This window comes from Pseudomonas sp. PB101, assembly GCF_009764265.1.
Taxonomy (GTDB): Bacteria; Pseudomonadota; Gammaproteobacteria; order Pseudomonadales; family Pseudomonadaceae; genus Aquipseudomonas.
The window spans coordinates 1-13,810 of record NZ_RWIR01000088.1; the positions used below are offsets into that span (position 1 = coordinate 1).

Genomic DNA, 13,810 nt, shown 5'->3' on the forward strand with positions numbered 1-13,810 from the left:
GTACATCAGTTACTACAATCATGATCGGATCAAATCAAAGCTCGGCGGACTGAGTCCTGTGGAATACAGGACTCAGTCAGTGGGCATGTGGCAGTAGACCGTCCAACATTTTGGGGTCAGTCCAAAGAGCTGACTGTTACAAAATCCGAAAGGCTGCATGTCAGCAAAAGCGCTTTCTCTATTTGTAACAGAACATTATCCTTGCGCCCGCCTTGGCTGAAACGCTTCTGCACCGAGCTTTACGCCGCTGTTTTCGTTATTCCCCCAGAAAAAGATCAAGAACTTCCTCTCTATGCCTGATTTTAAAACTCCGCGAGACAGCGCTGTCTCAACATCTTTTGCCAGTCCAAACGCCTTGGCGCTGATCGGCGGCCTCACGGCGCTGAGCCTCGCCTCCTGCGCTCAAGCCGCACCTGCCTTCGACAGCGACTCACCGTGGATGCTCGGCGACTGGAATGGCACCCGTACAGAACTGGCGGAAAAAGGCTACGACTTCAAAGTCGATTACACCGGTGAAATGGGCAGCAACCTGCATGGCGGCTACGACCACGACCGTACTGCGCGCTACAGCGACCAGTTCGGCCTGGGCACCCACCTGGATTTGCAGAAGATCCTCGGCTGGAACGACGCCGAGTTCCAGTTGACCATCACCGAGCGCAGCGGCAACAACATCAGCAACGACCGCATCAACGACCCGCGTGTCGGCGGCTTCACCTCGGCCCAGGAAGTCTGGGGCCGCGGCCAGACCTGGCGCCTGACGCAGATGTGGTATCAGCAGAAATTCCTCGATGAAAAACTCGACATCAAGGTCGGCCGATTCGGTGAAGGCGAAGACTTCAACAGCTTCCCCTGCGACTTCCAGAACCTGGCGTTCTGCGGCTCCCAGGTCGGCAACTGGGCGGGTGACATCTGGTACAACTGGCCGGTCAGCCAGTGGGCGCTGCGGGTCAAATATCACCTGACGCCAGAGCTTTATGCACAGGTCGGCGCGTACGAGCAGAACCCGTCGAACCTTGATCGCGACAACGGCTTCAAGCTCAGCGGCAGCGGCACCCAGGGCGCGGTCCTGCCGGTGGAGCTGGTGTGGACGCCGAAGCTCAACGGCCTGCCGGGCGAGTACCGCGCCGGTTACTACTACAGCAACGCCAGCGCCACCGATGTCTACAAGGACAGCAATGGCCAGCCCGCCGCCCTGAGCGGCGAAGCCTACCGCAGCGCGTCGAGCAAGCACGGCGTGTGGCTGGGCCTTCAGCAGCAAGTCACCAGCCTGGCCAGCGACCACTCTCGCGGCCTGAGCCTGTTCGCCAACGGCACGATGCACGACAAGAAGACCAACGCCATCGACAACTACGTCCAGGCCGGCCTCGTCTACAAAGGCCCGTTCGACGCACGCGCCCGGGACGACATCGGCTTTGCCATGGCCCGCGTCCACGTCAACCCGGCCTATCGCAAGAATGCCGAGGCGACCAACCAGGCCAATGTCGTTTTCGATTACGACAATCCGTCCTACCTGCCGCCCCAGGACACCGAATACAGCGCCGAACTCTATTACGGCGTGCACGTGACCAACTGGCTGACCGTGCGCCCGAACCTGCAATACATCCGCCATCCCGGTGGCGTGAACGAGGTCGATGACGCGCTGATCGGCGGGATCAAGGTCCAGTCCTCGTTCTGAAAAACACCACAAACCCTTTGTAGGAGCGAGCTTGCTCGCGATGGACGTCAACGATAACGCTGCGAACCTGACACCCCGCGGCGTTCTCGGGTTTTTCGCGAGCAGGCTCGCTCCTACAGGGAATGCGTCAAGTTTATGAACCATGCCCGCGCCGGATCGTCATCTACAGTGAACTTGCGCGGGACTCTATGAAACGTCACGGAGAATCACACTATGAGCACAGATAGTGCCTTGAGTCGAAGCCGTCTATTGCCGAGCCTGCTCGGCATTCTGCTTCTGCTGATGGGCCTGGCCATGCTGGCCGGGGGAATCAAGCTGAGCATGCTCGGCGGCTCGCTGTATTACCTGCTGGCCGGTATCGGCCTGGCGCTGACCGGCATCCTGCTGTTGATGGCTCGCCGCGCTGCCCTGGGCCTGTACGCCTTGGTGCTGTTCGCCAGCACCGTGTGGGCACTCTGGGAAGTCGGCCTCGACTGGTGGCAACTGGTGCCGCGCCTGTCGCTGTTGTTCGGACTGGGCATCGTCATGTTGCTGCCGTGGTTCCGTCGGCCGCTGCTGGTGACCGGCGCCGCCCCGATGGGCACCGGTGCCCTGAGCGTGGCCGTAGTGCTCGCTGGCGCCACCGCACTGGCCAGTCAGTTCACCAACCCGGGTGAGATCAAGGGCCAACTGGAGCGCGACAGCGTCGATGGCATGACCAACACCGCCCCGGTCATGCCCGACGGTGACTGGAATTCCTACGGCCGCAGCGCCCACGGTGACCGTTACTCGCCGCTGGCGCAGATCACCCCGCAGAACGCGCACAAACTGGTTGAGGCCTGGTCCTACCGCACCGGCGACCTGCCAGGGCCGAACGACCCGGGTGAAACCACCGCCGAAAACACCCCGCTGAAAGTCAACGGCATGCTCTACGTGTGCACGCCGCACAGCCAGGTGATCGCACTGGACCCGGATACCGGCAAGGAAATCTGGCGTTTCGATCCGAAGCTCTCCACGCAAAACGCGGCGAACTTCAAGGGCTGGGCGCACATGACCTGCCGTGGCGTGACCTATCACGATGACGCCGTGTACGCCTCCGAGCAGAGCCCGACCGGCAGCGCCAGCCCGGCACCTGTCAGCGCTGTTTGCCCGCGACGCATCTTCCTGCCGACCGCCGACACCCGTCTGATCGCCCTCGATGCCGACACCGGCAAGATGTGTGAAGACTTCGGCGACAAGGGCCAGGTTGACCTGCGCGCCAACATCGGCGGCTTCACCGCCGGCGGCTACTACTCCACTTCGCCACCAGCGGTTACCAAGGACCTGGTGGTGATTGGTGGCCACGTCACCGACAACGTCTCCACCGACGAGCCAAGCGGCGTGATCCGCGCGTTCGACGTGCACACCGGCAAACTGGTGTGGAACTGGGACAGCGGCAACCCAGACGACACCACACCGATCGCTGAAGGCAAGACCTACACCCGTAACTCGCCGAACATGTGGTCCATGTTCGCCGTCGACGAAAAACTCGGCATGCTCTACCTGCCGATGGGCAACCAGACCCCGGACCAGTTCGGTGGCGCACGCACGCCGGAATCCGAGCTGCACGCCGCCGGCCTGACCGCCCTGGACATCGCCACCGGCAAAGTACGCTGGCACTTCCAGTTCACCCACCACGACCTGTGGGACATGGACGTTGGCGGCCAGCCAACCCTGATGGACCTGAAAACCGCTGACGGCGTGAAGCAGGCCGTGCTGGCATCGACCAAGCAAGGCAGCATCTACGTGCTGGATCGCAGCACCGGCCAGGCCATCGTGCCGATCAACGAAGTACCGGTGCCGCAAGGCGCGGTGGAAGGCGACCACACTTCGCCGACACAGCCCAAATCCGACCTCAACCTGATGCCGCCGCCGCTGCAAGAGCGCGACATGTGGGGCGTTACCCCGTTCGACCAGCTGATCTGCCGGATCGACTTCAAGTCCATGCGCTACGACGGCCCGTTCACGCCGCCATCGCTGCAGGGTTCGATCGTGTATCCCGGCAACTTCGGCGTGTTCGACTGGGGCGGTATCTCGGTTGACCCGGTGCGTCAGATCGCTTTCGTGAACCCGAGCTACATGGCGTTCAAATCGAAAATGATCCCGGCCGCTGAAATCGCCGCCCAAGGCCCGCGCAAAAGCGAAACCGAAGGCGTGCAGCCGAACAAGGGCGCGCCATACGGCGTGGTCCTCGAAGCCTTGCTGTCGCCAATGGGCCTGCCGTGCCAGGCGCCAGCGTGGGGCTACGTGGCAGCCGTTGACCTGACCACCCACCAGATCCTCTGGAAGCACAAGAACGGCACCGTGCGCGACAGCTCGCCGGTTCCGATTCCGTTGAGCATGGGCGTGCCAAGCCTGGGCGGCACCTTCACCACCGCTGGCGGCGTTGGTTTCCTGAGCGGCACCCTCGACCAGTACCTGCGCGCCTACGACGTGAAAAACGGCAAGCAATTGTGGGAAGGCCGCCTGCCGGCCGGTGCGCAAACCACGCCGATGACCTACACCGGCAAGGACGGCAAGCAATACGTGCTGGTCGTGGCGGGCGGTCACGGCTCGCTGGGCACCAGGCAGGGTGACTATGTGATTGCGTACAAACTGTCCGAGTAATTTTTAGCGGCAATAGAACAAAGGCGACGCCCTCACAGGCGTCGCTTTTTTTATGGCTGCCGAAATCCAGCTAACCTGTCTCTGCGCTGAACACGCCTTCGAAACACGGCGTTGCAGAAAATGACCGTTGAAACCACCGCCAACCTGCCCCATCTAAGACCCATACCCATTGCGCAGGTGCCCCCATGAGCGACCAGCAGGAATTCCCCGAAGACCCGAGCGAATACGCCGACCCGGAAAACGCCCCGCAGCACAAACCCGGCAAAGGCCTGGCGTTGCCCGGGCAGAACCTGCCGGACAAGGTCTACATCATCCCGATTCACAACCGACCGTTCTTCCCGGCCCAGGTCCTGCCGGTCATCGTCAACGAAGAGCCATGGGCCGAAACCCTCGACCTGGTGGCCAAGTCCGAACACCACTCCCTGGCCCTGTTCTACATGGACACGCCCCAGGAAGACCCGCGCCACTTCGACACCTCGGCCCTGCCGCTCTACGGCACGCTGGTCAAGGTGCACCACGCCAGCCGTGAAAACGGCAAGTTGCAGTTCGTCGCCCAGGGCCTGACCCGCGTACGCCTGAAAACCTGGCTCAAGCACCACCGCCCGCCGTATCTGGTGGAAGTCGAATACCCGCACCAGCCCACCGAGCCGACCGACGAGGTCAAGGCCTACGGCATGGCGCTGATCAACGCGATCAAGGAACTGCTGCCGCTCAACCCGCTGTACAGCGAAGAGCTGAAGAACTACCTCAACCGATTCAGCCCCAACGACCCGTCGCCGCTGACCGACTTCGCCGCCGCGCTCACATCGGCCACGGGCAGTGAGCTGCAGGAAGTACTCGACTGCGTGCCGATGCTCAAGCGCATGGAAAAAGTCCTGCCGATGCTGCGCAAGGAAGTCGAGGTCGCGCGCCTGCAAAAAGAGATTTCCGCCGAAGTTAACCGCAAGATCGGTGAACATCAGCGCGAGTTCTTCCTCAAGGAACAACTCAAGGTCATCCAGCAGGAGCTGGGGCTGACCAAGGACGACCGCAGCGCCGACCTCGAACAGTTCGAACAGCGGCTGGTGGGCAAAGTCCTGCCGGCGCAGGTGCAGAAACGCCTCGAAGAGGAAATGAACAAGCTGTCGATCCTCGAAACCGGCTCGCCGGAGTATGCGGTGACCCGCAATTACATCGACTGGGCGACCTCGGTGCCATGGGGCGTGTACGGCGAGGACAAGCTCGACCTCAAGCACGCGCGCAAGGTGCTGGACAAACACCACGCCGGCCTCGACGACATCAAGGACCGCATCCTCGAATTCCTCGCGGTCGGCGCCTACAAAGGCGAGATCAGCGGTTCCATCGTGCTGTTGGTAGGCCCGCCCGGCGTGGGCAAGACCAGCGTCGGCAAGTCCATCGCCGAATCCCTGGGACGGCCGTTCTATCGCTTCAGCCTTGGCGGCATGCGTGACGAAGCGGAGATCAAGGGCCACCGCCGCACCTACATCGGCGCCCAGCCGGGCAAACTGGTGCAGGCGTTGAAAGACGTCGAGGTGATGAACCCGGTGATCATGCTCGACGAGATCGACAAGATGGGCCAGAGCTACCAGGGCGACCCGGCCTCGGCACTCCTGGAAACCCTCGACCCGGAGCAGAACGTCGAATTCCTCGACCACTATCTCGACTTGCGCATGGACCTGTCGAAAGTGCTGTTCATTTGCACCGCCAACACCCTCGATTCGATCCCCGGCCCGTTGCTCGACCGGATGGAAGTGATTCGCCTGTCGGGCTACATCACCGAAGAAAAAGTCGCCATCGCCAAGCGTCACCTGTGGCCCAAGCAGCTCGAGAAAGCCGGCGTGTCCAAAGGCAGCCTGAGCATCAGCGACAGTGCGCTCAAGGCGTTGGTCGACGGTTATGCCCGTGAAGCCGGCGTGCGCCAGCTGGAAAAAAACCTCGGCAAACTGGTGCGCAAAGCGGTGATGAAACTGCTCGACGATCCAAAGGCGGTGATCAAGCTCGGCCCGAAAGACCTCGAAACGTCCCTCGGCAAACCGGTGTTCCGCAACGAGCAGGTGCTGTCGGGTGTTGGCGTGATCACTGGCCTTGCCTGGACCAGCATGGGCGGCGCGACCCTGCCGATCGAAGCCACGCGTATCCACACCCTCAACCGTGGGTTCAAGCTCACCGGGCAACTGGGCGAGGTGATGAAAGAGTCGGCGGAAATCGCCTACAGCTACGTCAGCTCGCACCTGAAGTCCTATGGCGGCGATCCGAAATTCTTCGACGAAGCCTTCGTCCACCTGCACGTGCCGGAAGGCGCCACGCCGAAAGACGGCCCGAGCGCCGGCGTGACCATGGCCAGCGCCCTGCTGTCGCTGGCGCGCAACCAGCCGCCGAAAAAAGGCGTGGCCATGACCGGCGAACTGACGCTGACCGGGCATGTACTGCCGATTGGCGGGGTGCGGGAAAAGGTGATTGCGGCGCGGCGACAGAAGATTTTCGAGCTGATTTTGCCGGAGGCGAACCGGGGCAATTTCGAGGAACTGCCGGAGTATCTGAAGGAAGGCATTACCGCGCACTTTGCCAAGCGGTTTGCGGATGTGGCGAAGGTGTTGTTCTGATGCTCCTGTAGTGCCTGCGCTACCGCTATCGCTGGCAAGCCAGCTCCTACAGGGTTTGTGGTGAGCACAACTTTTGTGAACACCGCCGGCCACTGTGGGAGCTGGCTTGCCAGCGATGGCGTCAGCCCGAACGACACCTTCCCCAGCTGTCACATCTTGTCTTATCTCGGTTATGCTCGCCGTTCGTCGTGAACGCCGGAGCCCCTGACCCTATGTCCCCCATTCGCCTGCTTGCCCCCCTCGCCCTCGCCGTGCTGGCCGGATGCGCCACGCAACCTGCACACAACGTGACCGTGGAAAAACAGAGCGAATGTCCGGTGAAACTCACCAGCGGGCAAACCCTGATCCTGAGCCTGCCGAGCAACCCGACCACGGGCTATCGCTGGGCGATCCAGGATTCGGCCGGCGGCGTCTTGCACGCTCTGGGGCCAGAGGTTTATCGAAACCCGGAAGATGCCGGCATTGTCGGCTCAGCCGGGGTCTCGACCTGGCGCTTTCAGGCCTTCGCGGCCGGCACCGGACGCCTGCGCCTGACCTCGCAACAGCCATGGGCACCGGAAGTGTTGCCGGTGGAGATCTTCGACTGCGCGATCTCGGTCAACTGACCGTGGGCTGGCTGATTCTGGCGCTGATGGGCGCGGTGACCTTTCTTTATGGCGTGAGCGAGCATGCCTCCCTGTTGTGCCTGCTGGTCAAGCCGCTGCCTGTGCTGGCTCTGCTCGGCTGGCTGCATGACGCACCGCCAGGCGAGTATCGACGCTGGATCAGCCTGGGGTTGATCTTCTCCCTGCTCGGGGACGTGTTGCTGGCGTGGCCGGGGGACTTGTTCGTGTTTGGGCTGGGCGCGTTTCTGGTCGCGCACCTGGCTTATCTAAAGGCTTATCTGAGTGATTGCCGACGCCTGGCCGTGCTGCCGTTGGTGCTGGCGCTCGGTGTCGGTGCCGTCCTGCTGGGGATTCTGATTTCCAACGGCCTCGGCCCACTGCTGGTGCCCGTGATTGTCTACGGCACGGCCATCAGCGCCATGCTCTGGCGTGCGCTGGCGCGGCTCGGTACCGACGTGCCCAAGCGCTCGGCGCTGTTGGCGGCGGGCGGTGCGGTGGCGTTTGTGTTCTCCGACAGCGTGATTGGCATCAGCCGTTTCGTGATGCCGTTCGACGCGGCGCCTTATGTGATCATCCTCAGTTACTGGCTGGGGCAATGGGGGATTACTGCCTCGGCGTTCGCTCAGAAATCGCGTTGACCCCATCGCGAGCAAGCTCGCTCCCACAGGTACTGCGCAGTCCCTGTGGGAGCGAGCTTGCTCGCGATAGCAATATCACTGAACACACAGATTGCAGGCTGCTTGGCGCTTTATCAGACAACCCGCGCATCCGCGCGCCAACTTGGCTAAAATGCCGGCCTTTTCCACCTACACCGCTGGAACCGCCGTGAGCAAAGAACCCGATCGCCTTTTCGCCCAGCCTTTGGCCCAGGTGCCTGACTTCGCCTTCAACGAGGACGTGGTGCGGGTGTTCCCGGACATGATCAAGCGCTCGGTGCCGGGTTATCCGACCATCGTCGAAAACCTCGGTGTGCTCGCCGCGCAATTCGCCCAGCCCAATAGCGTGCTCTACGACCTGGGTTCGTCGCTGGGTGCCGTGACCCAGGCCCTGCGCCGTCACGTGCGCACCGACGGTTGCCGGGTGATCGCTGTGGATAACTCCGCAGCGATGGTCGAGCGCTGCCGCGAGTACCTCAACGGTCAGGATTCGATGTTCCAGGAGTTGCTGCCGGTCGAAGTGATCGAGGGCGACATCCTCGCGCTGGCGTTCCAGCCGGCCTCGGTGGTCGCGCTGAACTTCACCCTGCAATTCATCGCCCCGGACCAGCGCACGGCGTTGCTGTCGCGCATCCGTCAGTCACTGTTGCCCGGCGGCGCGCTGATCCTCTCGGAAAAACTGCGCTTCGAAGACGAGCAGGAACACGCACTGCTCACCGACCTGCACGTAGCGTTCAAACGCGCCAACGGCTACAGCGAGCTGGAAATCGCCCAGAAGCGCAGCGCCATCGAAAACGTCATGAAGCCCGACAGCCTCGAAGAACACCGCGAACGCCTGCTGGCCGCCGGGTTCTCGAAAGTCGTGCCGTGGTTCCAGTGTCTTAACTTTGCCTCGTTGATTGCCTTGCCATGATTGATCTGTCCCCCCTCGCCCGTCGCTTGGCCGGCACCCCGCTGGCCGATTGGGCCAACACCCTGCAGGCACAACTCGACAAGAAAATGGAAAAGGGTCACGGCGACCTGGAGCGCTGGCAAAGCGCGCTGGACGCCCTGCCGAACATCCAGCCGAGCGAAGTCGATTTGCTCAATGGCTTGAAGCTCGACACCGATTGCAGCGACGAGACCCGAGCGCAGATGCGTTCCGCGCTGATGGGCCTGTCGCCATGGCGCAAGGGGCCGTTCGACCTGTTCGGTGTGCACGTCGACACCGAATGGCGCTCGGACTGGAAGTGGTCGCGGGTCGCCCCGCACCTGGACCTGAAAGGCAAGCGCATCCTCGATGTCGGCTGCGGCAACGGCTATTACATGTGGCGCATGCTCGGCGCCGGTGCCGACAGCGTGATCGGCGTAGACCCGAACTGGCTGTTCTTCTGCCAGTTCCAGGCGGTGCAGCGCTACCTGTCCGAGCCAAACGCCTGGCACTTGCCCTTCCCGTTCGAAGACCTGCCGCCGAACCTCGAAGGTTTCGACACGGTGTTTTCCATGGGCGTGTTCTACCACCGCCGCTCGCCCATCGAGCATTTGCTGGCGCTGAAGGATTGCCTGGTCAAGGGTGGCGAGCTGGTGCTGGAAACCCTGGTGGTCGAAGGCGACAAGCATCAGGTGCTGGTGCCGGAAGACCGCTACGCGCAGATGCGCAACGTGTGGTTCCTGCCGTCGGTGCCGGCGCTGGAGCTATGGCTGCGCCGTGCCGGGTTCACCGACGTGAAGTGCGTGGACGTGAGCACCACCACGGTCGAGGAACAGCGCGGGACGGAATGGATGAAGTATCAGTCGCTCAGTGACTTCCTCGATCCCGAGGATCACAGCAAGACCGTTGAAGGGCTGCCGGCGCCGATGCGCGCGGTGATTGTGGCGAAGAAGTAACCCGATCTCCCAAACACCAAAAAACCTGTGGGAGCGGGCTTGCCCGCGATAGCGGACTAACATTCAACATCTTCGTTGACTGAAAGGCCCTCATCGCGGGCAAGCCCGCTCCCACAGGGTTGGTAGTTATTCTGAAGATTTGGCTCTGCGCGCCTTGAAGAACTCGCTCAGCACCGCCCCACACTCCTCCGCCAGCACCCCGCCTTCATGCAGCACCCGGTGATTCAAAAATCCCTGGGTAAAGAACTGCCCCTGGCTCTGCACGATCCCGGCTTTCGGCTCCAGCGCGCCGTACACGACCCGCGTTATCCGCGAGTGCACGATCAAGCCTGCGCACATGCTGCACGGCTCCAGCGTCACGTACAGCGTGCTGCCCGGCAGGCGGTAGTTGCTCACGGCCTCGGCGGCGGCGCGGATCGCGACCATCTCGGCGTGGGCACTGGGATCGCTGGTGCTGATCGGGCAATTGAAGCCACGACCGATGATTTCACCGTCCTGCACCAGCACCGCGCCCACCGGCACTTCGCCGAGGGCGGCACCTTGGGCGGCCAGGGCAAGGGCTTCACGCATGAAGTCGCGATCACGGCTGCGGTCAATGATGGCGGCGGGTCGAATCTGACGCATCACGCCACCTCGATGGCGGCCATCAGGCCGGTTTCCATGTGATCGATCACATGGCAGTGGAACATCCATACACCGGGGTTATCCGCCACCAGCGCCACTTGTGCGCGTTCGTTCTTGCCCAGCAGGTAGGTGTCGGTGAAGTACGGTATGACCTTGTGCCGGTTCGAGGCGAGGACCTTGAAGCTCATGCCGTGCAGGTGAATCGGGTGTTGGTACTGGGTCATGTTCTTCAATTCGAAAATGTAGCTCTTGCCCTTCTCGAGCTTGGCGATCGGCCGGTCGGCGCAAGTCTTGTCGGTGATGTCCCAGGCCTTGCCGTTGATCTGCCACAGGCTTGGCGGCTTGCCGTTGTCGACGTTGACCGACACCGAACCGACCCATTCGAAATTGAAGTTGAGTTTCGCGGCATTGGCCAGGTCCGGCTCGGCGATCGGGTTGGCCGGCAGTGCCGGCGGCCATTCGGTGGGCGCGTCGGTATTGGCCACCGAACGCAAGGTGCCCAGACGCACCGGACCGTTGCGCAGGGACAACTCCTCACCGGCCGGCGGGGCCTTGATCGCCAGGCAAATGCGCATGCCCGGACCGAGCCAGTACTCTTTGCCGAGCGGACGCGGCTCGATCGGGTTGCCGTCCAGCGCGTAGATCTGCGCTTCGACGCCGGGAATATTCAGGCGATAGGTCAGGGTGTTATCGAGGTTGAGAATGCGCACCCGGGTGATCTGCCCGGCCGGCAAGTCGATCACCGCCTGCGGCACACCGTTGATGGTCGCCAGGCGCCCCGCCGTACCGCCACGGGCCGCTTCCCGGGGAATGCTGAACTCGACGAAATTGCCGACATCGTCGACATGCCAGCTCTTGAGGCTCAAGGTTTTTTCATACTTGAAACCGGTCGGCTCGCGTTCCTCGACGATCAGCGGCCCGACCAGGCCACGGCCAAGCTCCTCGCTGCTGTTCACATGCGGGTGATACCAGTAGCTGCCGGCATCCGGCACGCGGAATTTGTAGTCGAAATATTCGCCCGGCAGCACCGGCAATTGCGAGACGTAAGGCACACCGTCCATTTCCAGCGGCAGGCGGATGCCATGCCAGTGAATGGTGGTCGCCACCGGCAGGTGATTGATGAAGCGCACCCGCAGCCATTCACCCTGACGCACTCGCAACTCGGTGCCCGGCGCCGATGGCCCGAAAGCCCAGGCCTCGGTCTTGTGCCCCGCCACCAGTTCGACATCCAGCGGTGCGGCAATCAGCTCATAGTCGTGACCGGCATCCGCGTCGGCCATCTTGCCCAGCCAGTAACGCGAGGCACCACCGGCCCCCACGCCAACGACTACAAGACCGGCCAGGCCACCGAGGATTTGGCGACGGGTAAAGGACATGAACTCAACTACCTCACTTGAACGCGGCAGGCCCTGGGCCTGCAAAAGGCGAATACGATACACCCGCAGTTGTGAAAGAAACAGCAAAGCGGGCGCGGCGACGGGCCGCAGGAAGGCCCCGCCGCAATGAAAAAAGCCGTGTGAACGCGAGTTCACACGGCTTTTCATCCAGCGATCAAACCCTCAGGGCTGATGGGGGATCATTCCCACTCAATGGTCGCCGGCGGCTTGCTCGACACGTCGTAGGTGACGCGGGAGATGCCTTCGATTTCATTGATGATACGGCCGGATACGGTTTCCAGCAGTTCGTAAGGCAGGTGTGCCCAACGCGCGGTCATGAAGTCGATGGTTTCCACGGCACGCAGGGCCACGACCCAGGCGTAACGACGGCCATCGCCGACCACGCCAACCGATTTCACCGGCTGGAACACCACGAACGCCTGGCTGACCTTGTGGTACCAGTCGGCCTTGCGCAGTTCTTCGATGAAGATGTGGTCGGCGCGACGCAGCAGGTCGGCGTATTCCTTCTTCACTTCGCCGAGGATGCGCACGCCCAGGCCCGGGCCCGGGAACGGGTGACGGTAGACCATGTCGTACGGCAGGCCCAGTTCCAGGCCCAGACGACGGACTTCGTCCTTGAACAGCTCGCGCAGTGGCTCGACCAGCTTGAGGTTCATCTCTTCCGGCAGGCCGCCCACGTTGTGGTGCGACTTGATCACGTGGGCCTTGCCGCTTTTCGCGCCAGCCGACTCGATCACGTCCGGGTAGATGGTGCCCTGGGCCAGGTATTTGATGTTGTCCAGTTTGTTCGACTGGGCATCGAATACGTCGATGAAGGTGCGGCCGATGATCTTGCGCTTCTTCTCCGGGTCGGACTCGCCGGCCAGGTTGTTCAGGAACTGATCTTCAGCGTTGGCGCGGATCACCTTGACGCCCATGTTCTCGGCGAACATGGCCATCACTTGCTCGCCTTCGTGCAGGCGCAGCAGGCCGTTGTCGACGAACACGCAGGTCAGCTGGTCGCCGATAGCCTTGTGCAGCAGTGCGGCAACTACCGAGGAGTCAACACCGCCGGACAGGCCGAGCAGGACGTTGTCGGTGCCGACCTGGGCGCGAACCTGGGCGATGGCGTCTTCAGCGATCTTCGATGGCGTCCACAGGGCTTCACACTCGCAGATGTCGAGGATGAAGCGCGACAGGATGCGACCGCCTTGCTTGGTATGGGTCACTTCCGGGTGGAACTGCACGCCGTAGTAGCCACGAGCATCGTTGAACATACCGGCAATCGGGCAGCTCGGGGTGCTGGCCAGGATGTGGAAGTCTTCCGGCATCTTGGTGACTTTGTCACCGTGGCTCATCCACACGTCGAGGCCGAACAGGCCGTCGGCGTCGATGTGGTCTTCGATGCCGTCGAGCAGGCGGCTCTTGCCGACCACGTCTACGCGGGCATAACCGAACTCACGCAGCTCGGAACCTTCAACCTTGCCACCCAGTTGCTCGGCCATGGTCTGCATGCCGTAGCAGATACCGAAGACCGGCACGCCCAGGTCGAACACCGCTTGCGGGCAGCGCGGGCTGTTGGCTTCGTGGACCGACTCCGGGCCGCCGGCGAGGATGACGCCTTTAGGAGCGAATTCGCGGATCGCATCTTCGTCCATGTCGAACGGGTGCAGTTCGCAATACACGCCGATTTCGCGCACGCGGCGGGCGATCAGCTGGGTGTACTGGGAACCGAAGTCGAGGATCAGGATGCGGTGGGCGTGAATGTCGAGGGCCATGA

The 13,810-nt window shown here is 62.4% G+C and carries 11 protein-coding genes; 8 read left to right on the forward strand and 3 right to left on the reverse strand.

Annotated elements, in window-relative coordinates; all coding sequences use genetic code 11:
* The 8 genes from EI969_RS26685 to cmoB all read left to right on the forward strand — a co-directional run.
* On the forward strand, window positions 1-97 hold a 97-nt coding region (locus EI969_RS26685; protein ID WP_160389242.1), incomplete at its 5' end, for an IS3 family transposase.
* Between the two features lie 195 nt (window positions 98-292).
* Window positions 293-1,675, forward strand: coding sequence for a carbohydrate porin (locus tag EI969_RS26690; protein WP_160390353.1), 1,383 nt, complete (start codon window positions 293-295; stop codon window positions 1,673-1,675).
* A gap of 213 nt (window positions 1,676-1,888) precedes the next feature.
* Window positions 1,889-4,300, forward strand: a complete 2,412-nt coding sequence (locus tag EI969_RS26695; RefSeq protein WP_160390354.1) for a glucose/quinate/shikimate family membrane-bound PQQ-dependent dehydrogenase — start codon at window positions 1,889-1,891, stop codon at window positions 4,298-4,300.
* A gap of 185 nt (window positions 4,301-4,485) precedes the next feature.
* Window positions 4,486-6,903, forward strand: a complete 2,418-nt coding sequence (gene lon / locus EI969_RS26700; RefSeq protein ID WP_160390355.1) for an endopeptidase La — start codon at window positions 4,486-4,488, stop codon at window positions 6,901-6,903.
* 212 nt (window positions 6,904-7,115) lie between these two features.
* On the forward strand, window positions 7,116-7,508 hold the full coding sequence (locus EI969_RS26705; protein WP_160390356.1) for a protease inhibitor I42 family protein: 393 nt from the start codon (window positions 7,116-7,118) through the stop codon (window positions 7,506-7,508).
* 2 nt (window positions 7,509-7,510) lie between these two features.
* The gene (locus EI969_RS26710; RefSeq protein ID WP_371926027.1) at window positions 7,511-8,146 is read left to right on the forward strand and encodes a lysoplasmalogenase; all 636 of its coding nucleotides are present in this window, start codon (window positions 7,511-7,513) and stop codon (window positions 8,144-8,146) included.
* A gap of 151 nt (window positions 8,147-8,297) precedes the next feature.
* A complete protein-coding gene (gene cmoA / locus EI969_RS26715) occupies window positions 8,298-9,077 on the forward strand; it encodes a carboxy-S-adenosyl-L-methionine synthase CmoA (RefSeq protein WP_178120843.1) in 780 nt (259 codons plus the stop codon).
* The gene (gene cmoB / locus EI969_RS26720; RefSeq protein WP_160390358.1) at window positions 9,074-10,030 is read left to right on the forward strand and encodes a tRNA 5-methoxyuridine(34)/uridine 5-oxyacetic acid(34) synthase CmoB; all 957 of its coding nucleotides are present in this window, start codon (window positions 9,074-9,076) and stop codon (window positions 10,028-10,030) included. Before cmoA ends, cmoB begins: the two co-directional genes overlap by 4 nt.
* A gap of 126 nt (window positions 10,031-10,156) precedes the next feature.
* On the opposite strand, the gene tadA is transcribed toward cmoB, so the two are convergent.
* The 3 genes from tadA to guaA form a co-directional block, all read right to left on the reverse strand.
* Window positions 10,157-10,654, reverse strand: a complete 498-nt coding sequence (gene tadA, locus EI969_RS26725) for a tRNA adenosine(34) deaminase TadA (RefSeq protein WP_160390359.1) — start codon at window positions 10,652-10,654, stop codon at window positions 10,157-10,159.
* A complete protein-coding gene (locus EI969_RS26730) occupies window positions 10,654-12,030 on the reverse strand; it encodes a multicopper oxidase family protein (RefSeq protein ID WP_160390360.1) in 1,377 nt (458 codons plus the stop codon). Before EI969_RS26730 ends, tadA begins: the two co-directional genes overlap by 1 nt.
* 200 nt (window positions 12,031-12,230) lie before the next feature.
* Window positions 12,231-13,808 (reverse strand): glutamine-hydrolyzing GMP synthase, encoded by a 1,578-nt coding sequence (gene guaA / locus EI969_RS26735; protein WP_160390361.1) that lies wholly within the window; start codon window positions 13,806-13,808, stop codon window positions 12,231-12,233.
* Window positions 13,809-13,810: the final 2 nt, after the last annotated feature.